Origin of the sequence: Sphingomonas sp. HT-1, assembly GCF_048568905.1 — a bacterium.
GTDB lineage: Bacteria > Pseudomonadota > Alphaproteobacteria > Sphingomonadales > Sphingomonadaceae > Sphingomonas.
Genome location: NZ_CP183771.1, coordinates 48767 through 69596, shown reverse-complemented (window position 1 = coordinate 69596; position 20830 = coordinate 48767). Strand labels below are relative to the sequence as shown.

24 protein-coding genes are annotated in these 20830 nt (G+C 64.5%); 21 read left to right on the top strand and 3 right to left on the bottom strand.

The annotated features are described in order from the left end of the window. Positions 1 to 274: 274 nt before the first annotated feature. The 3 genes from ACNFJ7_RS17845 to ACNFJ7_RS17835 all read left to right on the top strand — a co-directional run bounded on the left by ACNFJ7_RS17845 (position 275) and on the right by ACNFJ7_RS17835 (position 1619). Positions 275 to 775: a hypothetical protein gene (locus tag ACNFJ7_RS17845; RefSeq protein WP_019368263.1), complete on the top strand. Its 501-nt coding sequence runs from the start codon at positions 275 to 277 to the stop codon at positions 773 to 775. Further along, positions 682 to 1089 carry a hypothetical protein gene (locus ACNFJ7_RS17840; RefSeq protein WP_164542719.1) on the top strand — a complete coding sequence of 136 codons (408 nt, stop codon included), beginning with the start codon at positions 682 to 684 and terminating at the stop codon, positions 1087 to 1089. Before ACNFJ7_RS17845 ends, ACNFJ7_RS17840 begins: the two co-directional genes overlap by 94 nt. A 164-nt stretch (positions 1090 to 1253) precedes the next feature. Further along, entirely contained in the window at positions 1254 to 1619 is a 366-nt protein-coding gene (locus ACNFJ7_RS17835; protein ID WP_017503420.1) for a hypothetical protein, read from the top strand. A gap of 172 nt (positions 1620 to 1791) precedes the next feature. Here ACNFJ7_RS17835 and ACNFJ7_RS17830 read toward each other — a convergent pair whose 3' ends face one another. From ACNFJ7_RS17830 to ACNFJ7_RS17820, 3 genes are all read right to left on the bottom strand, one after another. After that, positions 1792 to 3645, bottom strand: coding sequence for a ParB/RepB/Spo0J family partition protein (locus ACNFJ7_RS17830; protein WP_019368264.1), 1854 nt, complete (start codon positions 3643 to 3645; stop codon positions 1792 to 1794). A gap of 43 nt (positions 3646 to 3688) precedes the next feature. Next, positions 3689 to 3880, bottom strand: coding sequence for a hypothetical protein (locus ACNFJ7_RS17825; protein WP_019368265.1), 192 nt, complete (start codon positions 3878 to 3880; stop codon positions 3689 to 3691). A gap of 438 nt (positions 3881 to 4318) precedes the next feature. After that, entirely contained in the window at positions 4319 to 4705 is a 387-nt protein-coding gene (locus tag ACNFJ7_RS17820; protein WP_019368266.1) for a MerR family transcriptional regulator, read from the bottom strand. Between the two features lie 73 nt (positions 4706 to 4778). Between ACNFJ7_RS17820 and ACNFJ7_RS17815 the strand changes: the two genes are divergently transcribed. From ACNFJ7_RS17815 to ACNFJ7_RS17730, 18 genes are all read left to right on the top strand, one after another. After that, positions 4779 to 5429, top strand: a complete 651-nt coding sequence (locus ACNFJ7_RS17815; protein WP_019368267.1) for a cation transporter — start codon at positions 4779 to 4781, stop codon at positions 5427 to 5429. 65 nt (positions 5430 to 5494) lie between these two features. Then, complete coding sequence (locus ACNFJ7_RS17810) at positions 5495 to 5791, top strand: hypothetical protein (protein ID WP_019368268.1); 297 nt, start codon at positions 5495 to 5497, stop codon at positions 5789 to 5791. Positions 5792 to 5851: 60 nt separating this feature from the next. Continuing rightward, positions 5852 to 7129, top strand: coding sequence for a TolC family protein (locus ACNFJ7_RS17805; protein ID WP_026008904.1), 1278 nt, complete (start codon positions 5852 to 5854; stop codon positions 7127 to 7129). Further along, on the top strand, positions 7129 to 8307 hold the full coding sequence (locus tag ACNFJ7_RS17800) for an efflux RND transporter periplasmic adaptor subunit (RefSeq protein WP_004212877.1): 1179 nt from the start codon (positions 7129 to 7131) through the stop codon (positions 8305 to 8307). Before ACNFJ7_RS17805 ends, ACNFJ7_RS17800 begins: the two co-directional genes overlap by 1 nt. 3 nt (positions 8308 to 8310) lie before the next feature. Further along, positions 8311 to 11556 carry an efflux RND transporter permease subunit gene (locus ACNFJ7_RS17795; RefSeq protein ID WP_058805469.1) on the top strand — a complete coding sequence of 1082 codons (3246 nt, stop codon included), beginning with the start codon at positions 8311 to 8313 and terminating at the stop codon, positions 11554 to 11556. A gap of 53 nt (positions 11557 to 11609) precedes the next feature. Further along, the gene (locus ACNFJ7_RS17790; protein ID WP_019368191.1) at positions 11610 to 12098 is read left to right on the top strand and encodes an SRPBCC family protein; all 489 of its coding nucleotides are present in this window, start codon (positions 11610 to 11612) and stop codon (positions 12096 to 12098) included. Further along, on the top strand, positions 12095 to 12469 hold the full coding sequence (locus ACNFJ7_RS17785) for a hypothetical protein (protein ID WP_019368192.1): 375 nt from the start codon (positions 12095 to 12097) through the stop codon (positions 12467 to 12469). The genes ACNFJ7_RS17790 and ACNFJ7_RS17785 overlap by 4 nt, the downstream gene beginning before the upstream one ends. 45 nt (positions 12470 to 12514) lie before the next feature. Continuing rightward, the gene (gene fliE, locus ACNFJ7_RS17780; protein WP_019368193.1) at positions 12515 to 12856 is read left to right on the top strand and encodes a flagellar hook-basal body complex protein FliE; all 342 of its coding nucleotides are present in this window, start codon (positions 12515 to 12517) and stop codon (positions 12854 to 12856) included. 31 nt (positions 12857 to 12887) lie between these two features. Next, the gene (locus ACNFJ7_RS17775; protein WP_019368194.1) at positions 12888 to 13775 is read left to right on the top strand and encodes a bestrophin family protein; all 888 of its coding nucleotides are present in this window, start codon (positions 12888 to 12890) and stop codon (positions 13773 to 13775) included. Between the two features lie 5 nt (positions 13776 to 13780). Then, complete coding sequence (locus ACNFJ7_RS17770) at positions 13781 to 14164, top strand: hypothetical protein (protein ID WP_026008892.1); 384 nt, start codon at positions 13781 to 13783, stop codon at positions 14162 to 14164. A 3-nt stretch (positions 14165 to 14167) separates the two neighbouring features. Then, positions 14168 to 14854 carry a ZIP family metal transporter gene (locus ACNFJ7_RS17765; RefSeq protein ID WP_018251225.1) on the top strand — a complete coding sequence of 229 codons (687 nt, stop codon included), beginning with the start codon at positions 14168 to 14170 and terminating at the stop codon, positions 14852 to 14854. Further along, complete coding sequence (locus ACNFJ7_RS17760) at positions 14851 to 15459, top strand: cation transporter (protein WP_019368196.1); 609 nt, start codon at positions 14851 to 14853, stop codon at positions 15457 to 15459. Before ACNFJ7_RS17765 ends, ACNFJ7_RS17760 begins: the two co-directional genes overlap by 4 nt. Further along, entirely contained in the window at positions 15456 to 17957 is a 2502-nt protein-coding gene (locus ACNFJ7_RS17755) for a heavy metal translocating P-type ATPase (RefSeq protein ID WP_019368197.1), read from the top strand. Before ACNFJ7_RS17760 ends, ACNFJ7_RS17755 begins: the two co-directional genes overlap by 4 nt. Next, positions 17954 to 18703, top strand: coding sequence for an HAD-IIB family hydrolase (locus ACNFJ7_RS17750; protein WP_019368198.1), 750 nt, complete (start codon positions 17954 to 17956; stop codon positions 18701 to 18703). The genes ACNFJ7_RS17755 and ACNFJ7_RS17750 overlap by 4 nt, the downstream gene beginning before the upstream one ends. 114 nt (positions 18704 to 18817) lie before the next feature. Next, positions 18818 to 19273 (top strand): MgtC/SapB family protein, encoded by a 456-nt coding sequence (locus ACNFJ7_RS17745; protein ID WP_019368199.1) that lies wholly within the window; start codon positions 18818 to 18820, stop codon positions 19271 to 19273. A 98-nt stretch (positions 19274 to 19371) separates the two neighbouring features. Beyond that, positions 19372 to 19749 (top strand): hypothetical protein, encoded by a 378-nt coding sequence (locus tag ACNFJ7_RS17740; protein ID WP_019368200.1) that lies wholly within the window; start codon positions 19372 to 19374, stop codon positions 19747 to 19749. Positions 19750 to 19761: 12 nt separating this feature from the next. Next, positions 19762 to 20370, top strand: a complete 609-nt coding sequence (locus ACNFJ7_RS17735) for a DedA family protein (RefSeq protein WP_019368201.1) — start codon at positions 19762 to 19764, stop codon at positions 20368 to 20370. Positions 20371 to 20590: 220 nt separating this feature from the next. Continuing rightward, positions 20591 to 20821 (top strand): hypothetical protein, encoded by a 231-nt coding sequence (locus ACNFJ7_RS17730; RefSeq protein ID WP_231471584.1) that lies wholly within the window; start codon positions 20591 to 20593, stop codon positions 20819 to 20821. Positions 20822 to 20830: the final 9 nt, after the last annotated feature.

Sequence of the window (20830 nt, the reverse complement as noted above, 5' to 3'; positions counted from 1 at the left end):
GGAAAACCTCCGTGTTGCCGTGATTGGCGACGACAGCGGGAGGTGCGCGGAACGCCGGGTCACAGGACCGCGAAGCGGCCGGCTTGCCGGACAGCGGGGGAGCCGATTTACGCAGTGAATTGGGGGGACCGCTGATCCTTGAGGCGGCGGGCCGCGTCCCTCACGATGGGAGGAGACTGACGGACAGCCCTACCAAACAACGCCCGCCCACCAGGGCGGTCGATCAGGTGATTTTCTGCTTTCGTTCTCGTTCCCGCTGACTCATAGAATTGTCATGCCGATCATGGCCGAACATCGCTGGCTTTACCCGATCGACTGGCCCGAGCTGTCGAGAGCCATTCGCTTCGGCCGCGCCAATGGGCGGTGCGAGCATTGCCATCGCCCGCATGGTCAGCGCGTATTCCACTTGGGCGACGGACGGTGGTGGGACATGGATCGTCGGCAATGGCGAGACGGGCGCGGAAGGCGGATCAGGGTCGGGGCGATAGACCTCGTGGCGATCGTCCGTATCACGCGGGTCTATATCGCCTGCGCCCACCTCAACCATGATCCGACCGACAACGCCCCGCGCAACCTGGCTGCGCTCTGCCAGCGGTGCCACATGATCCACGATGCTGACGAGCATCGGCGTCGTCGATGGCTCAATGCCTATCGCCGGCGCGCTGTGGCGGACCTGTTCGCGTGGTTCGAAGCGCGCTCGATCATGGCGAACGAGGGTGTGCCACGTGGCACACCTATGCGAACATTGAACATGCGAACCCACGAACCTACTTAGGAGCTGGCCTTCGTGGCTTCGGGGTGCTGGGGGGTTCAATTCCCGCAGGCTGGCTGATTATCGGTGTCCTCTTTTTGGCCCTGGCGCTTCGCTATGCGAGCGTCATCTTCATGGAGGGATTGCCTATGATTACACGTTCAAAATCTCGCGCTCGCAAGGCGCACAAGGTCAAGAACACCAACCTGAACCCAGTGACTAACGTGATGAAGCTCTGTTCTGTTTCTTTCGAAACCGTCTGGGCACTGATCGTTGGCTGGTCTGCTGGTGTGGCCGGCCCCGCACCATCGGCGCAGTTGCGCCAGCGTCACCAGTAGGGGGCGGGAGAGCGGTCTTCCGCCCTTTGCTTTTGCGGCTCCCGGCAGCGCTAAACGCGGACTTATATGCTCGTGGCTGTTTCAAGCGACGAATGACGGCGCGCAGCATTAGGTAGGAGCGCAGCGAGATCGGCTCGCGCGAAATAGCAGAACGGGGAAATGGAATGGATACCTTCAACGCTGGCGTCCAATATAACGATTTCAAGGGGACTGTTGCGGCGGACATTTCCGACAACGTGGCGCTTGCCGATTATCTGGTGTCCTTGGGGAAGGCCGAAAGTGACGAGCGTGTCGTAGGATTCAGGATCGCTTCCGGAGAGAACCGGGGCACCCCTGTGACTGACGTGTCGCTGGTGGCATACCTCCTTCGATCTGCTGAATTTGAGCCTGCTCCGGCAGCGGTGCGCGCCGTCGAGGTGCGCGTTACGCCAGGAGAAGCCCTCGCCTTCTTCAAGCGCTTCGACCTCGTGGCGACGCGGCGCGGCGTGGATTTCAGCGGCACGCACGTGGATGGCCCACACTACGACTGAGGCTATAACTTAGCCGCAATCGCGCCGCCCGTCCCTTGTGGGCGGGCGGCGCGCGCTGGCCTGCAAGGGCAGCGGGCGCGACAGCCATGCGGGGCATGGCTGTCGCGCTGGCGGCGAGGGCGCTGCTGAGACAGAGGGAAGGGGGCCGATTATCACCGGCCCCCCGATCAGATCAGGCCATTTCATCGTCGGCAAATTCGCCGCGCTCCATGTCGTCGTCCTCGATCCCGTCACCGTCCATGTCGGTGTCGAAATCCTCCGGGTCGGCCTCGGGCTGATCGAACGCGCCAATCTTCATGGGGGCAGGTAGCCACCCTCCCGGAAGCCGTCCCGACACATTGACGGCAAGATCACCCTTCTTCTTGATGGTCGCGCAATTCTCGGCGCTGGAAGCACCGCATTCCTCGCGCAACAGGTCGATCATCGCGGCTCGTCGCATCTTGTCGAACAGTGCGATGGGGGCGGTCCAACGGGCTGCGATGTCCACGCCGGTCGCGCGCGCGATCTGCTCGAAATGGTGATGCCGACTGCCGGGGGAGCCACCCGCGAACACAGTGCCGTCAACGGTCATGGCGACAAGGCCCGCCAGCAATGCCATCTTGTCGTCGCTGGTCATGGCGCGGATTGCGTCGAACCGGCCTTCGGTGGGGATCGATGCGAAGCGGGTCGCCATCACTTCCTCGACGGGGCGAACGTCGCTCGTTGCCATAAGCTCGTCGGCCACATCGGTCGCGACCGTCTTGGCCTGAACCTCAAGGGCCATTTGGTAGCTGTGCGCGCCGTGGAGCAACTGGCCTGCAAGGCTGTCCAGCATGATGTCGAGCGCCAGCGCCGGGTCGGCCGCGACGGCTTCCTGCACGATCTGCGTCTTGATGCGGGTCAGGTCCGCGAACAGGCTGTTGCTATAGAGGGGTTGGGGTTCACCGCTGCTCGCTTTGGGCTTCGCCTCGGCCTTGGCGCGATAGAAGCTCTTGCCGAGCGAACCGTCATGCGAAACCCATAGCGCCACGCCCCCGACTGCGACCTGCTCCGCATTGAACGCCCGCATTCCTTCGGTGATGGTGTCGCGCTCGTCGGACAGCGGCTCGATGCCGTCGCTATCTTCGCCCTCGGCCTCGGCAATCGCCTCGATTTCGGCATCGATGGCGGCAAGCCGCGCCACCTCGTCCTCGGTCGGCTCGCGGGTGGCCGGATAGATGCTGCCCTTCATGTAGAGATCATAGGGCCGTTCCAGCGTGGCGCGGACCTCGTGCCAACCGATCGCTCGATATTCATCCGCAATGCCGTCCAGCTTTTCTTCGGCCAGTTCCTGCACAAGCTCGGGCTGGTCGGCAAAGCCCTCCGCTCCTTGGCTGAACAGGTCCACCGTGATCGTCCCGCCCTTCGCCTCATAGGCATCGCGTCCGACGAAAAGAAACGCACCGCTGGTGGTGTCCACCTTCTCCGTGGTGAGCATCCGCCGGATGGTGTGGGCGTGACCATTCGCCGCCTTGCAGACCTTGATCTGCTGGTCGTGATCCTCGGTGAGGGTGAGCGCGCGCGCCGCCTCAAGCGACAACTGGTCCTTGGCGATCAGGTCGATCAGCGTGGGTGCGAGCGCGGAAAGGCGAAGCATCTTGTAGACGAAGCTGACTGCCTGACCGAACCGGGCTGCGATTTCCTCGGCGTCCATGCCAGTGTCGCGCAGTGCCGCAAAGGCGCGGATGCTGTCGGCGGGGTGCATGTCCTCGCGCTGGAAGTTCTCCGCGAGCGACAGTTCGATGGCCTCTTCCTTGGTGCGGACCTCGACGGGGAAGGTGTCGCTGTTCTTGATCCGCTTGCGCTTCGCCAGTTCCTTGAGGCCCCGATAGCGCCGCCCTCCGGCGAACACATAGAACAGGCCCTCGTCCTCGTAGGCGACAAGGTTCTGCAACAGGCCGTGCGCGGCAATGTCGTCGGCCATCGCTTCCACGGCGGAAGGCTTCACGCGCCGCTGATTGAGCGGGGAAAGGCGAAGCTGCGACAGCTTGATGGTGGTGATACCCATGATGAAACTCCTGTGATCTGTGGTGTCGATTGGGGGGAAAGGGTCAGCCTTCGAGGCTTGCCAGCTCGTCGAACTCGGCTGATGCGCGGGACGCGGCGTCGCCTGCATAGGTCGCGCCGGATCGTGGATAGAAGAACACGCGGTCGCCTTTGGCGTAGGGGGTGCCGTCTGCACTGGTCCCGCCCACCTTGGCCCGTTTCCAGTAGGGATCGCCCTTGTATCGGGTGTAAGCCATTGTCCTTTCTCCTTCTTCCTGCGGCTGAAAGCCGGTTGCCGCAGCAACCGGGTCTGCCTCTCCGGCGAGGAGCGGGATGGGGAGGGAGGAGGAAAATCGATGGCCTTGGCGCGGGCAGGCCGCCCTAGCGCGGCCGACGCCCATCTGGGCGTCGGGTGCCGCGCTTGGCGGACAACACGGGGGCGTCTATTTTCCTTCGGGAACGAAAGGGCAGCAGCCCTTGTTGTTCCCCGCGCTGGCGGGCCTCCGGGGGAGGGCCGCGGCGCTAGGCGAGTGAAGTCGCGCCCATCGGGCAGCGGCGACAGGTGTGCCATGTGGCACACCTCACGCGAGGATCGTTACCCTTTGGGCCGAGACGCCGGCACGGTGGCTCGGTCGGCGTACGCCAGGGCGCCGATAGAGCCGTGCCCGGCAGGGTCGCGCCCGACTTGGTTTGGTTCAATGCGACAGGGCGTCGATAACCTTGCATTCGGCAACGATGCTGGCGTTGCAGGTGTCACCCCACTGCGCGATTTCCGACCTCAGCGCTGTAAGGTCGGCCAGCTTGCGATCGATTTCCGCGATGTGGACCGCAGCTATCTGGTCGGCCTCGGCACAGGAACCGCGCGGATCATCTGAAAGCCGCAGGAGCGCACGAACCTGATCCAGGGTGAAACCCAGATCACGCGAGCGTTTGATGAACGACAGGCGATCAAGGTGCGAGCGATCATAGAGTCGATAGTTGCCACCGCTACGGATGGGAGCGGGAACCAGCCCTTCTGCCTCGTAGAAACGGACCGTCTCTATCTTCAACCCAGTGCGCTTTGCGATCTCACCGATTTTCATCGCCGAACCTCTTGACCCTCTAGTAGGATGAGGGTTCATATAGGGCGTCTGATCCACGAATCGAGCTTCGATAATGGCAGACGCATGTTGCTCATCAAAACGCGACACGATCGCGGAACTTGGTCGCAAGGCCGAGCAGCGCCGCGTGCTCATCATCGTGATGCTCATCAATCTCGCGATGTTCGTGGTCGAGTTTGGCGGCGGCGTCGTCGCGCGTTCCTCTGCCTTGATGGCGGATTCGGTCGACATGTTCGGCGACGCGGTGGTCTATGCGCTCAGTCTCTATGCATTGCATCGGGGTGCGCGCTGGGGGGCGGGGGCAGCACTGGCGAAGGGTGGCATCATCCTGGCTTTCGGCGTCGCGGTCATTTTCGAGATCGCTGACAAGATTGCGAACGGCGTTCCTCCGGCATCGGGCTTGATGCTCGGGGTTGGCAGCGCCGCGCTGGTTGCGAACCTAATCTGCCTCGCGCTGCTCTGGCGCTTCCGTCGTGAGAATGTGAACATGTCGAGCACGTTCGAGTGCTCGCGCAATGATGTCGCGTCAAACGTCGGGGTTCTCGCGGCTGCCGGATTGGTCGGCCTGACCGGCTCGGCTTGGCCGGACATCATCGTCGGCGGGTTGATCGCCGTGATCTTCCTGCGCTCGGCATGGCGCGTGCTTGGGGAAGCCTGGCCGGCATGGCGTGCCGCGAAGGCACCGGCTCGCGAGTTATTGCAATGACATGGAAACCTCTCCGTGGTAAGGGCGGGTTCGTGCGAGCCTTTTTGCCTCTCCTGACATGCCTGATGCTGGTCCTCACCAGCTTCTCCGGCATGGCTCATGCCGCCGATCTGGCGGGGGGAAGCATCGCGGGCGTCGAGTTCACAATCCATACCGATGGCGACATCGATCAAGTGCCATCGGATTCGGACAAGAATGTCCCGCATCATCACAATTATTGTCACGGACACGACGTCGGCGCGCCTGCGCGCACGACGATGGAATATACCCCCGTCCTCACAGTGCCCAAGCCGACAATCTCCGCCTCTGCGTCGCTCGACGGCCGCACCGGCATGGTCCATTTGAGGCCCCCCCAAGCCTGACGTCCGATTTGGGCGTGCGTTGGCGCGCCCCTGTCGATCATCGTCAGGAGTCCTATTTTCATGCATCGTATCCTCTCGGCCATGCTGGCCGCAGCGTCGTGCGCCACTATGGCGCAGGCGCAGGTCGGACCGTCCGCGCCTTTTGCGCAGGACGCGCCGGTCTACACGCTTGACCAAGCGGTCAGTGCAGCGGGCGGTTCGGCCCCTGCTGCCGAAGCGGCGACAGCCGCGGTCGATGCGGCCCGTGCGGGCCGCACGGTCGCCGGACTGCGGCCCAACCCGGTTGTCCAAGGCCAGGTTGAGAATGTCATCGGCTCGGGGCCGTATCGTGGGGTCCGCAGCGCGGAATCCACGGTCGGCTTTGCGATCCCGATCGAGCTAGGCGGCAAGCGCGGCGCCCGCGTCGCGGTCGCCAATGCGCAATTGTCCCGGGCCGAGATCCAGGCCGCGATCATCGCGGCAGATGTCCGGCTTCAGGTGACGCAGCTTTATGTCGAGGCGGTCGCGGCCGATCGCCGGGTTACAACAGCCCGCGACCAGGCCCGGATCGCCAGCGACGCGCTGCGGGCCGCGAGCGTTCGCGTGCAGGCGGGGCGGGCCTCCCCGCTCGAGCAACAGCGCGCAGATGTCGCGCGCATCAATGCCGACGCCAATGTGGAGCGGCAGCTTCGCTTGGCGGAGGCGGCGCGGGCCAATCTGGCGCGCCGGATCGGTCGACCGATTGACGGTGCGCTCGATGACACGCTGCTCGATCGCCTGCCGGGGGCGAACATTTATGGGCCGGTGGCACCGGTCGAGGCGACCGGCACGCTCGCGCTGGCGGCGGCGAACGCGGATTTCTCGATCGCGGAAGCGGGCGTGCGGCTTGCGCGCGCCAATCGCGTCCCTGACCTCAATGTCGGGCCTGCGATCCGCCGACTGGAAGCGACCAATGACATGGCGGCGGTGTTCACCGTGTCGATCCCGATCCCGGTGTTCAACAATGGTCGCGCGGCGATCGCGCAGGCGACCGCGCAGCGGACGCAGGCGGATGCACAACGTCGCGTGACCGCGCTCGACATCGAACAGGCGATCACGGACGCGCAGGCGCAGGCGGCCAATGCCGCAACGACGGCTCGTGCGGCGTCGGGGCCGGCGCTGGCGGCTGCACAGGAGGCGGCCCGCATCGCGCGGATCGGTTATCGCGAGGGCAAGTTCGGCCAGCTCGAATTGCTCGATGCGGAACGCACACTCGCCGAGACGCGGGTCGCCGCGATCGATGCGCTTGCCAAGTACCAGAATGCCCGCGCGCAAGTGGAGCGACTGACCGCTCGTGCGCCCAATGGGGGGAATCAGTGATGAAGAGCTTTTATCTCGCGGGCGCGGCGTCGCTCGCCCTGCTCTTGGCTGCCTGCGGCGGCAAGGATGGCGGAAACGAGGCAACTGCCGAAGGCGCAGCTGCCAATGAGACGGCAGCGGGCACGGAAAAGGGCGGTGCTGAAGGCGGTCATGCCGGTGAAGGCGTCGTCACATTGGGTGCCGACCAGATCGCCACAGCGGGCGTCCAGGTCGGACGGCCGATCATCGGCGGGGCCGGGACGATCGAGCTGCCCGCGATCATCGAGGGCGACCCACAGGGAACGCAGGTCGTCTCGGCCGCAATTGCGGGACGCGTGGTCGCGCTCACCCGTAACCTCGGCCAATCGGTCGGACGCGGCCAGACCATTGCGGTCATCGAAAGCCGCGAGGCGGCGCAGATCAAGGGCGAGGTCGAGGCGGCGCGGGCGCGGCTTCAGCTCGCTAATTCGAACCTCGCGCGCGAACAGCGGCTGTTCGCGCAGAGAGTCTCCCCTGAACAGGATCTGATCGCCGCCCGCACAGCGGCGACGGAGGCGCGGATCGCCCTGACGCAGGCGCAGAGCATGGTTTCGGCGGCGGGTGTCGGCGGCGGCGGGCTCAACCGGCTCGGCATTGCCGCGCCGATCTCGGGCCAGATCATTGCGCGCCCCGTGACGCTGGGACAAACGGTCGCGGCGGATGCCGAACTCTATCGCATCGCCAACCTGAGCCAGGTGTCGATCGCGCTTAATCTCAAGCCCGAGGATGCGGGCCGGGTGCGTCCCGGCAATACGGTGCTGGTGAAGGCGGCAGGCCGTCAGGCGACCGCCCGCGTGACCTTCGTGTCGCCGGCGCTTGATCCGCAGACGCGGCTCGTGCCTGCGCTCGCCACCCTCGACAATCGCGGTGGCGAATGGCGGGTCGGCGAGCCTGTGACGGCAGCCGTGCAGCTCACGGGCAGCGGCGGCAGCGGGGCGGTCCGCGTGCCGACGACGGCGGTCCAGAGTTTCGAGGGCAAGTCGGTCGTGTTCGTGCGCACGCCCACCGGCTTCAAGGCGACCCCGGTCCAGCTCGGCGATGCGTCGGGCGACACGGTGATCGTCCGGTCGGGCCTGACCGGCAACGAACAGATCGCCACCACCGGAAGTTTCACGCTCAAGGCCGAGATCGGCAAGGGCGAAGCGAGCCACGAGGATTAAGCCATGATCGCCCGTATCGTAACCTGGGCGGTCGAGAAGCGCTGGCTAGTCCTGCTCCTCACCGTCATCGTCGCCGCCATCGGCGCCTTTTCCCTCTACCGGCTACCGATCGACGCGGTGCCGGACATCACCAACAATCAGGTCCAGATCAACGTCCGCGCGCCTGCCCTCTCGCCCGAGCTGGTCGAGAAGCAGGTGTCGTTTCCAATCGAAACCGCGCTCGCCGGCACCCCCGGCCTAGAATATACGCGCTCGTTGAGCCGCAACGGCTTCGCGCAGATCACGGCGGTCTTTTCGGACGCGACGGACATCTATTTCGCCCGCCAGCAGGTGGGCGAGCGTCTGCGGGGCGTGCAAGAGAATCTGCCCGACGGCGTGAACCCTGAAATGGGTCCGATCGCGACAGGCCTGGGCGAGGTGTACATGTACACCGTTCGTCTCGATCATCGCGAGGACGACAAGCACAAGCCCGGTGAACCGGGCCAACAGCCCGATGGCAGCTACATCACGCCAGAGGGCGAGCGACTGACGACCGAAGAGGACAAGGCGACCTACCTGCGCACCGCGCAGGACTGGATCGTCACGCCGCTTCTCAAGAACACTCCGGGCCTCGCCGGCGTCGACTCGATTGGCGGTTACGCCAAGCAGTTCCTCGTCGTGCCCGATGTGCAGAAGCTGGCTTCACTCGGCATCACCTTGACCGACCTGGGCAACGCGCTGGAGCGCAACAACACCAGCGTCGGCGGTGGCTTCGTCAATCGCAATGGCGAAGGTCTGGCTGTTCGCTCGGATGCGCTCGTTCGCAATGCCAGCGAGTTGGCCAGGACCGTGATCGCGACACGTAACGGCGTGCCGATCACGGTCGAACAAGTCGCGACTGTGAAGACGGGTCAGGCGATCCGCATGGGTTCGGCATCGGAGAACGGTACCGAAGTCGTCGTCGGCACGGCGATCATGCGGATCGGCGAGAACAGCCGCATCGTGTCGACCGCGGTCGCTGAGAAACTGAAGACGATCAACGCTTCGCTGCCTCCTGACGTCGTAATTCAGCCGGTGCTGAACCGCACCGAGCTGGTCAATTCGACGATCAAGACGGTCGCGAAAAACCTGTCCGAAGGCGCGGTGCTGGTCATCGTCGTGCTCTTCCTGCTGCTCGGCAACTTCCGTGCGGCCCTGATCGCGGCGTTGGTCATCCCGATCACCATGATGCTGACAGGCTTCGGGATGCTGCGCGCTGGGGTCTCGGCCAATCTGATGAGCCTTGGGGCTTTGGACTTCGGTCTGATCGTCGACGGCGCCGTCATCATCGTTGAAAACGCGCTGAGGCGGCTTGCCGAACAACAGCATCATGAAGGTCGCTTGCTGACCGTCAAGGAACGGCTTGCGACCGTGGCAGCCGCCGCTCGCGAGATGATCCGCCCCTCGGTTTACGGGCAGGCAATCATCATCCTCGTCTACGTACCGCTGCTCACGCTGACCGGCGTGGAGGGTAAAACGTTCGGACCGATGGCGCTGACCGTCATCATCGCGCTCGCCTTCGCCTTCATCCTCTCTCTCACCTTCGTGCCGGCGATGATTGCGATCTGGCTGTCGAAGAAGGTCGAGGAGAAGGACGGCCGCATCATCACGTGGCTGAAGAAGCGCTACGAACCCGGTCTCGACCGGGCCATGAAGCGCCCGACGCTGACGATCGGTGCGGGTGTGGGAAGCCTTGTGGTGGCGGCGCTTGCTTTCACTACGCTCGGCTCGGTGTTCCTGCCGCAGCTCGACGAAGGCGATTTGCTGATCCAGTCGCTCCGCATTCCGGCAACGTCGGTCCAGCAGAGCCAGGCGATGCAGGTGCCGATCGAGCGGATGATGTCGAAGCAGCCGGAGGTGCAATTCGTCTATTCCAAGACGGGCACCGCCGAGCTGGCGGCCGACCCGATGCCGCCGAACGCGACCGACATGTTCGTCATCCTGAAGCCGCGCAAGGATTGGCCGGATCCTGAGCTTCCCAAGGAGGAGCTGGTCAGCCGGATCGAGGGTAATCTCGCGAAGATTCCGGGAAATGCCTACGAGATCACCCAGCCCATCCAGATGCGCTTCAACGAGCTGATCGCCGGCGTGCGCGGCGACATCGCGGTGAAGGTGTTCGGGGACGACTTCAACCAGATGAACCGGACGGCCGAGCAAATCGCGGCGGTGCTGCGCAGAACGCAAGGCGCAGCGGACGTGAAGGTGGAGCAGACGACCGGTCTTCCCATGCTCGACATTCGCGTCAACCGCGACGCGATGGCGCGGTTGGGCGTTACGGCTCAGGATGTGCAGGACACCGTGACTGCGACGATCGGCGGGCGAACATCGGGCCAGATCTTCGAGGGCGACCGTCGCTTCCCCGTGGTGATCCGCCTGTCGGAGGCGCAGCGTGCCGACATCGGCCTGCTCCAACAGGTGCAGGTGCCGGTGGCAGGCGGCGGCTATGTACCGCTGTCCAGCGTCGCCGAGATCAAGGTGGTCGATGGTCCGAACCAGATCAGCCGCGAGAACGGCAAGCGGCGCGTGGTGGTGCAAGCCAACGTGCGTGGCCGCGACGTCGGATCCGTCGTGGCGGATGCGCAGGCGGCGATCGGCAGCCAACTCCGGCTGCCTGCCGGCACCTATCTCGAATGGGGCGGCCAGTTCGAAAACCTGCAATCGGCGAGCGAGCGGCTGAAGCTGGTCATTCCGGCTTGCTTCATCTTGATCCTGCTGCTCCTCTACGGGGCGTTGGGATCGGTCCGCGATGCTGCGATCGTCTTCACCGGCGTGCCATTCGCGCTGGTGGGCGGCGTCCTGCTGCTCTTCTTGCGAGGCATGGACTTTTCGATCTCGGCGGCGGTGGGCTTCATCGCCCTGTCGGGCATCGCGGTCCTCAACGGCCTCGTGATGGTCAGCTCGATCCAGGATCTGATCCGGTCGGGGCTATCGCGCGAAGAGGCGGCCCATGTCGGCGCAATGCAGCGCCTGCGGCCCGTCGTCATGACCGCGCTCGTCGCAAGCCTCGGCTTCGTGCCGATGGCGCTTGGCGAGGGGGCGGGCGCGGAGGTGCAGAAGCCATTGGCGACCGTCGTCATCGGCGGCCTGATCTCGGCGACGCTGCTGACGCTGTTCGTGCTGCCGACGCTCTACGCCCGGTTCGGGCAGAAAGTGATCGAGAAGCCCGAGCACTACAATGAGGAGCATGAAGGGGACGACCACGGTCAGACCTTCGTGAACAACTTGGCCTGATGGGTGAGCGGGGCGATCCGCGATCGCCCCGCTCATCTCTGGGAGATGGGGATATGCCTCGCACCATAACCAGCTCGATGCTTCACGGCTGGCCACTGCGCATCTGGTCGGCGATCACCGATCCGGATCATCGTCGGGCTTGGAGTCCGCTCGTATTCCTCGACAACCCGTGCCAGCTTGGCGAGACGGAATGTACCTTCGCGATCCAGGGCATCACCCGGCCAATTCGGACGCCGGCCCGGGTCGATCAGTTCGACAAGCCGCGCGCCTTCGCTTGGTCGTGCGGCATCCCTTATCTGTTCACGCTCGAAGAGCGGTACGAGCTGGCAGGGGACGATGGTGGCACCAGGCTAACACATAGCTGCACGCTGCGCGGGGCGCTGTCTCTGCCGTTCGCGGCGATGATGTTGCGTCGTCTGCGGTCCCTGATGATCGAGGCTGACGATCGCCTTGCAACCTATCTGCGCTGGCGGGTGGGTCAGCCTGCCCGTGGGATCAATCGTCAGCGCGTCCCCTCCCGCTACAGGAGGAAGGCGCGATGATGCCGTTGAAGCGGGTACTGCCCGCCCTCATCCTCGTTGTCGGGCTGGCGGCTTGCACGGAAAGCAAGCCGCCAGCCCCGCCAACGGAGCAGCAAATCCATTCGTCCGACAGCGCCGTGGCGACCGGGGAAATGGGGCGCCATCCCTATCGCTGTTCCGACGGGGAACCGCTGTTCGTCGACTACAAGGACAACGGCCTGCAGATCGATTTGCGGCGCTCCAGCAGCGCCGTGCCCATGACGCTGACCGCGCCAGCGCAGGGCCTCCAATATGTCGGCGAGACAGCCACCGCGACCTTCAAGGGGTCGCAGCTCACCGTCGTGGAAGGCGAGGGCCGCACCCGAATCTGCGAACGGGAGGGCACCCGATGAACCGTCCTGTCTTCCGACACGTCGCACTGGAACGGGAGAGAAACGATGTCTGACACGTCGATCTCGAATGTGATGGCCATTCGGGCCGAAGTGATCGCGCGAAGCCGCGCCTTGCGCGAGGCGCAGCCGACGGCACCGCCCGGCGTGACGCCGACCGCTCCGGCGTCGAACTTCGCCGATACCCTCAATGCCGTGGTCGCGAAGGTCAACGAGACCCAGGAGCAGGAGGATGTCGTCACCGAAGCATATGAGCGTGGCGAAACCACCGACATTGCAACCGTCGCGCTCATCCAGAGTCGCGCATCCATTACTTTCGAGGCGACCCTGCAAGTCCGGAACAAGCTGCTGTCCGCTTATCGGGACATCATGAACATGCCGATCGGATGACGATCGCTAAGAGATTTAGGGCGTAATTGATATGATTGTCGGCGCGAGGCCACGTTTTAGGCAGATCATTATCGAGGTTTGGAAGCCTCTCACGATCCTGTTCGTGTGGGACGTGGCGGTGACGGCATTCCACATGATGACCCCGATCAAGGAACCGCCTTTGCCGACGGCGCTGTTCGGCACTGCCATCGCGCTCTTCATGGGGTTTCGGACCAACGCAGCTTATGCGCGCTGGTGGGAAGCGCGAACCCTTTGGGGCGCGCTCATCAATGCGTCGCGCAGCCTGGCCAGGATCACACGCAGCCTGACCAAGGGGGAACCCGAGGGCAGTGAGACGCGGCACAACATCATCCTGCGGCAGATCGCCTTCGCGCACTCGATGCGCTGCCAGCTTCGCCGACAGTCGCCCTATGAAGACATTGCCCGGATCGCCGGAACGGACGTCGCCGATATGGCGGTCGCTCGCCTGAACCCTGCCAACGCGCTCTTGGAGGACATATCGGGCAATTACGCCGACGCGCTCGCGGAAGGTCGGATCACCGAGATCCAGCAGGCAACTGTAGAGCGCGTCCTGATCGACATCGCCAATGCGCAGGGTGGCATGGAGCGGATCAAGAACACGCCGCTGCCCAATGGCTTTCGGTTCTTCCCGAACCTCTTCACGCGCGTGTTCTGCGTGCTGCTTCCGATCGCGCTGGTCGAATCCCTGGGCCTTGCCACGCCGATCGGATCGACGCTGATCGGACTCGTCTTCCTCGCGGTGCTGAGCATCGGCGAGGATCTGACCGATCCGTTCGCCAATAGCGTCCACGATGTCCCGCTCACGGCCATGTGCCGCACGATCGAGATCGACCTTCTTCAGACGGCGGGACTACCGGCCCCTGAGCCGCTGACGCCCGATCACGGCGTGCTGTGGTGAGGGCGGTGCGCGCCTTGCGGCACCTGCCTGGCCTGACAGCCGCGCGCATCGGCGCCGTTCTGTTCGCGGGTATGGTCGTAGGGGCGTGCACCCCCGCTCCAAGCCAACCGGCCGAGCCGGCGCATGAAAAGCATCTGACGCCTCGATTGATCGCGCAGCGCATCATGTATTGCGACGATGGATCGCGCGCCGATGTCGACTTCATCGACGACGGCCTGAAGATGGCTGTCACCTGGCTGCCCAAGGGCAGAACCGAGATCCTGCACGCGCAACGGACCGGCGAAGAATTTCGCGGCGACCAGTCGCGGGCAGTCGTGGCGGGCGGGTCGATCGCCTTCACGCAGCGCGGGAAGATCCGCGTCTGTCATCGAACACCGGAGGAATCATAGGATATGCAGGCATTGCTCTACACGCTTGCGCCTGTGTTGGCGGTCGTGCTCGGCGCGATCATCGCGAGCCGCACCAAGTTAAATCCTGGCCTCGTGGCGGGGCTACAGCATCTTGCTGCCGGCGTCGTGTTCGCGGCGGCAGCGACTGAAATCCTGCCGCAGGTCAAGCATGAGGCTTCGCCCAGCGCGACGTTGATCGGCGGGGCGGCGGGCGTCGTAACGATGCTGGGTCTCAAGGCTTTCGAGGCCCGCTTCAAGGGGCCGATGGCGCTGCTCGCCGCGATCGGCATCGACATCCTGGTCGATGGCCTGGTGCTCGGCCTTGCGTTCGTCGCGGGCGAGAAGGCGGGATTTCTGCTGACGATCGCGCTGACACTCGAAGTGCTCTTCCTGGGTCTGACACTGACCAACGAGCTGGCGGAAACCTATCGCTCGCGCCTGCGCATCATCGTGATCGTCTCGGCCTTGGCGCTGCTGCTGCCGATCGGCGCGCTCGCTGCCGTTCCTGTCGCCACGCTCTCGCCGGTAATGGTCGCTGGCTTCCTGAGCTTTGGGCTGATGGCGCTGCTCTACCTCGTCACGGAAGAGCTGCTGGTTGAGGCGCACGAGAAGCCTGACACCCCGCTCATCAGCTCGATGTTCTTCGTAGGGTTCCTTGCCCTGCTAACGCTCGAGGAGATCATGGGATGATCCCGAGCAACGACAACAATGGCGGCGAAGAGCGTCGCACCCTCTGGATCGTCCTGCTGCTGAACGCGGCAATCGCGGCGGGCTTCTTCGTCTCAGGATTTTTCGCGGATTCGAGCGCCCTGATCGCCAACGGTGTCGACAATCTGTCCGATACGGCTGTGTATGCGCTGAGCCTTGTGGCGCTAACCCGGGGCCAGACGTGGAAGACACGCGCTGCGGTCGCTTCGGGCGTCATGCTGCTGATCTTCGCGGGCGGTATCCTGATCGACGTTGGCCGGCGCTACCTTCAGGGCAGCGAGCCGATCGGACCGACCATGATGGTCATGTCGGCGATCGCCGGCGTCGTAAACTACCTCTGCCTGCGGCTGCTCCAGCGGCTCAAGGATCCGGACGTTAACCTACGGGCCGCCACCACCTTCAGCTTCAATGACTTCATTTCCAATGGCGGCATCCTGATCGCGGGCGTGCTGGTGCTGTGGCTGGGCACCAACTGGCCGGACCTTCTGGTCGGCTTCGCTACCGCCATCATCGCCATCAAGGGCGGTGTCGAAATCCTGCGCGACGCGCGCGCCGAAACCAAGAAAAGCGAAAGGAGGTCGTCATGAACGACAAGCTCGAACTCGATATTCCAGTATTGTTGCCGGACCTTCCTGACGCGGCCGACGCTTGCCTGGACCGTCTCGTATCAACCCTGTCAAAGCGCGAAGGCGTCGAGCGGGCGCATGTGATCTGCCTCGATGGCGACACGCCGGCGGCCCTGTGCATCCATTTCGACGCCGCCAAGCTACCGCTGCCGCGATTGCGTGAAATGGTGCGGGCCGCAGGTGCCGAAATCACTGAACGCTACGGTCATGCGATCTGGCAGGTGACAGGGATCAGTCACGAACGGCGGGCGCGCACGGTCAGCGATGCGCTATGCGCGTTGCCCGGGGTGGTACAGGCAAGCGCCAGCACCAGCGGGTCGGTCCGGGTCGAATATGATCGCCGAGAGACCACAGAAGAGGAAGTGCGCGCTGCTCTTCGCAAGCTGAAGGTGAGGGTTGGCAAGCGGGTCGCCGCCGATGACCATGCCGGCCACGACCACGGCCCCGGGGGCCACGACGCGGGCGAAGAGAAGCACGGCCCCGGCGATGGTCACGACCATAGCCACGCCGAATTTCTCGGCCCCAATACCGAGCTGATCTTCGCGCTTGCCTGCGGCGCGCTGCTGGGGATCGGCTATGCGATCGAAAGGCTGGTTGCCGGCGCACCGGAGTGGCTGCCCACGGCCTGCTATGTCGCAGCCTATTTCTTCGGCGGGTTCTTCACGCTGCGCGAGGCGATCGACAACCTTCGGATGAAGAAGTTCGAGATCGACACGCTGATGTTGGTTGCTGCCGCCGGCGCCGCTGCGCTGGGCGCATGGGCCGAAGGCGCGCTGCTGCTGTTCCTGTTCAGCCTTGGCCATGCGCTTGAGCATTACGCGATGGGACGCGCCAAGAAGGCGATCGAGGCACTGGCGAAGCTCGCCCCGGAAACCGCGACCGTGCGCCGCAACGGGGAGACCAGCGAAATCCCGGTCGAACAGATGGTCGTCGGCGATATCGCCATCGTGCGCCCGAATGAGCGCCTGCCTGCCGACGGCTTCATCATCAAGGGCGCAAGCGCGATCAATCAGGCCCCGGTGACGGGTGAAAGCATTCCGGTCGACAAGGTGCCGGTCGCGGACGCTGCGGCGGCACGCGCCAAGCCCGACGCGGTGGACGCGGAAAGCCGGGTCTTTGCCGGTACGATCAACGGCGGCGGTGCGATCGAGATCGAGGTGACGCGCCGTTCCAATGAAAGCGCGCTTGCCAAGGTCGTCAAGATGGTGAGCGAAGCGGAGACGCAAAAGTCGCCGACGCAGCGCTTCACCGACCGGTTCGAGCGGATCTTCGTGCCCGCCGTCCTGATCCTGTCGGTGCTTCTCCTGTTCGCTTGGGTCGTCGTCGACGAGCCGTTCCGCGACAGCTTCTACCGCGCGATGGCGGTGCTGGTGGCGGCAAGCCCCTGCGCGCTTGCGATCGCCACGCCGAGCGCGGTGCTATCGGGCGTCGCCCGCGCAGCGCGCGGCGGCGTGCTGGTGAAGGGCGGTGCGCCGCTCGAAAATCTAGGGTCGCTGAAGGCGATCGCCTTCGACAAGACGGGCACGCTGACCGAAGGTCGGCCGCGCATCACTGATGTCGTGCCGGTCGATGGCGCCGATGAAGGCGAGCTGCTGGCGCTGGCCGTGGCTGTCGAGGCGCTGAGCGATCATCCGCTGGCCCAAGCGATCGTCAAGGACGGTCGCGAACGTCTGGATGGGCGCGCCTTGCCCACTGCCGGCGATCTCAAGAGCCTGACCGGTCGCGGCGTCACCGCAAGCGTCGATGGCGAGACGGTGTGGATCGGCAAGGCCGAGATGTTCGGAAGTGAGGGCATTCCGGCGCTGGGGCAGGGAGCGCAGGACGCGATAGCGAAACTGCGCGAGAACGGGCGCACGACGATGGTGGTCCGCAAGGGGGATCGCGACCTGGGCGCGATCGGCCTGATGGATACGCCTCGCGAAGCGGCAAAAACCGCGCTGCGCCGGCTGCACGAGATGGGCGTATCGCGGATGATTATGATCTCCGGCGACCACCAGAAAGTCGCCGAAGCGATCGCCAACGATGTCGGGATCGACGAGGCGTGGGGCGACCTCATGCCCGAAGACAAGGTTGCGGCGATCAAGAAACTCGCCGGCGAAGACAAGGTCGCAATGGTGGGTGACGGCGTGAACGATGCCCCGGCGATGGCAAGCGCCACGGTCGGCATCGCGATGGGCGCGGCGGGGTCGGACGTTGCGCTGGAGACAGCCGACGTCGCCCTGATGGCTGACGATCTGGCGCACTTGCCATTCGCGGTGGGCCTAAGCCGGCATACGCGTGGAATTATCCGGCAGAACGTCTTCGTCAGCCTGGGTGTCGTCGCCTTCCTCGTTCCTGCCACCATCCTTGGCCTCGGTATTGGGCCAGCGGTGGCGGTTCATGAAGGATCAACGCTGCTTGTTGTCATCAATGCGCTCAGGCTGCTCGCCTACCGCGATCCGGCGGGGAAGGCGGCATGAAGTGGATGATCGCCTTCGACCTCGACGGCACGCTTGCCGAGAGCAAGCGGCCGCTATCGGAAGATATGGCCGCAACCCTCGCCCGATTGCTCGCCGTCACGGATGTGGCGGTGATCTCGGGCGGGGACTGGCCGCAGTTCGAAAAGCAGGTCGCCTCGCGTCTTCCTGCCGGCGCCGCGCTTGACCGTCTCTGGTTGATGCCGACCACAGGCACAAAACTCTATCGGTTCATCAATGGCGCTTGGCGCGCAGTCTATGCCGAGCTGTTCGACGATGCAGAGAAGGCGACGATCCGCGCGGCCTTCGATCAGGCCCTGACCGATGCCGGCCTCGCCGACGAACGTATCTGGGGCGAACGGATTGAGGACCGGGGCAGCCAGATTACCTTTTCGGGGCTGGGGCAGGCAGCGCCGCTAAAGGAAAAGGAAGCGTGGGATCCTGACCGAAAGAAGAGGACCGCGTTGCAGGCCACGTTGCGCGCGACGCTGCCGGACCTCTCGATCAATCTAGGTGGCACGACATCGATCGACGTGACCAGGGCAGGGGTGGACAAGGGCTATGGCCTGAAGCGCTTGAGTGCTGAAAGCGGCGTCCCGCTCGACGGGATGCTGTTCATCGGCGATGCGATCTTCCCCGGTGGGAATGACTATCCCGCCGCTGAAATTGGCCTCGATACGGTGAGAGTGCGCGACGTTGCGGAAACCACCGCCGTCGTGACTGCCATCATCGCATGTCTGCACCGGTAGGGATCGCCGATGTTCGCGATCCCCGCCTTGGGCCTGAACGTCTGTGGGACTCTCGGCCCGACCTTACCCCTTTACCTCCGATCTGGAGCAATCGCGTAGAACAGGCAGGCCGGCATGTTTCAAAGCTCGTGGTGGGAGATAACCACCCATATCATCAGTCTCGCCATCGCCTACGCGCTCGCCCTTCCTGTTGGCTGGGATCGCGAGAACGACGCCCGCAGCGCAGGCATCCGTACATTCCCGTTGGTTGCCATCGCCAGTTGCGGCTTCGTGCTGGTGGGCATTGCGATCCTCGGCCGCACGTCTCCAGCGCAAGCCAGGTTGCTCGAAGGTCTGATTACGGGTGTCGGCTTCATCGGGGGCGGCGCGATTCTGAAGAAGGGCGACAAGGCGTCAGGCACAGCGACGGCGGCCAGTCTGTGGGCGACTGGCGCGCTCGGCGCGGCCGTGGGCTACGGCCTATACGACATCGCCTTCATCCTGAGCGCTACCACCTTCCTCACCCTGCGCTGCTCTCGTCCGCTCAAGCGCGCCACCAATGGCGACGTCGGCAGCTCGGCGAGCCGATGACGAGCCCTTGGGCGAGCCGATGGATGCGGCCTGTGCGATCCCTTACCCGGCGCTGGGCACCGGCGAGGACCATCGCGGCGCGTGACCGCCAACATCGCTTGCTGCGCTGGGCGACGCTGCTGGAGCGCAATCCCCACCAGATCATCGGCCTGCTGTCCCCTTCGTGGGCGGGCGGCGACGCGCGCGGCACGATGGTCGATCGGCCGAGCGCGATCGATGTCGCATGGAGCGACGTGGTGCTGCGGGTGATGGGGTTGGCGGGACGATCGCGCGGTGAAGCAAAATCGTTCTTCGGGTTGTCGGATGCCGAGCTGGATCGGATTGCCGCAGGTTCGTGGCGGTGTCCGGTTCGACCCGCTTGGCAGGTCGCCGTGCGGATCAGGAACGTCGAATGTCCGCGCCTGGAAAATCGGATCGTTGGGTCCGTCGTCGCCCTCCTGCTCGTGATTTGCGCGATCTCCTATTGGATCTTCTGACGAGGCTGGTTTGTGTTCGACATCATAACATCGATCCTCGCGTCACTCGGCGGCTTTGGCGTCTTCCTGCTGATGCTGGCCGAAAATGTCTTTCCGCCAATTCCGTCGGAAGTGATTTTGCCACTTGCCGGCTACACCGCTGCGCAGGGGCGCGGCTCGCTGTGGGTGGTGGCAATCGCCGGCACCCTCGGATCGGCTGCAGGGGCGGTGCTGTGGTACTATGTCGGCCGCTGGATCGGCATCGAACGATTGAAGCGCTTTGCTTCCCGCCACGGCCGATGGCTGACGTTGACGCCCGGTGAGGTCGATCATGTCGACCGCTGGTTCGACCGCTACGGTCGTTGGGCGGTTCTGTTCGGGCGCATGGTCCCGGGAGTCCGGACCCTGATTTCGGTGCCCGCAGGGGTCAGCGGGATGCCCCTTGGTCCATTCTTGGTCTCGACGCTCACCGGCTCGGCCATATGGACCGTTATCCTCGTGCTGGCGGGCTATGAGCTGGGCGAACGCTATAGCCAGGTGGCGAGCGTCATCGAACCGGTCAGCAACGCCGTGCTCGCGCTGGCCGTCATCTGGTATCTTTGGCGGGTCGCGACTTTCGGGCGATCAAGGGGTGGCCATTGATGGCTGACCTGCTGCCCGCGTTTCCTGCCGGCCTTTGGCTCATGGCAGCTTCGATGCTTGTCCGCATCACACGCTTTGCACGTGCCTTTAGCCTGATCTCACCAGCCAGCGCGATCATCCTCATCAGATTGGTTGGAAGGCTTCACCGCAGCGGATTTCACGCATGGCGTCGCAACGGAGGGAAGTGGCGTTGGGCCGGAATATGGAGAGGATCGACATAATGGGGAACAGCAAGCAGCAGGCGATCATCGCCGTTGCCGCAACAATCGTTCTGTCCGGATGCGGGCTGATTAAACCACGCGACGCCGGCTATTTCCGCTTCCACGCGGAAGAGGCGAGACTGGTCGTCACACGCTGCGAGCGGGGCCAAGAGACCGGCAGCGACTGCGAGGCCGCGGCGCAAGCCGTGGCCGAGCTCGACGCGGCGGCGGGGCGGCAGTCTGGACGCTGAAGCGAGCCA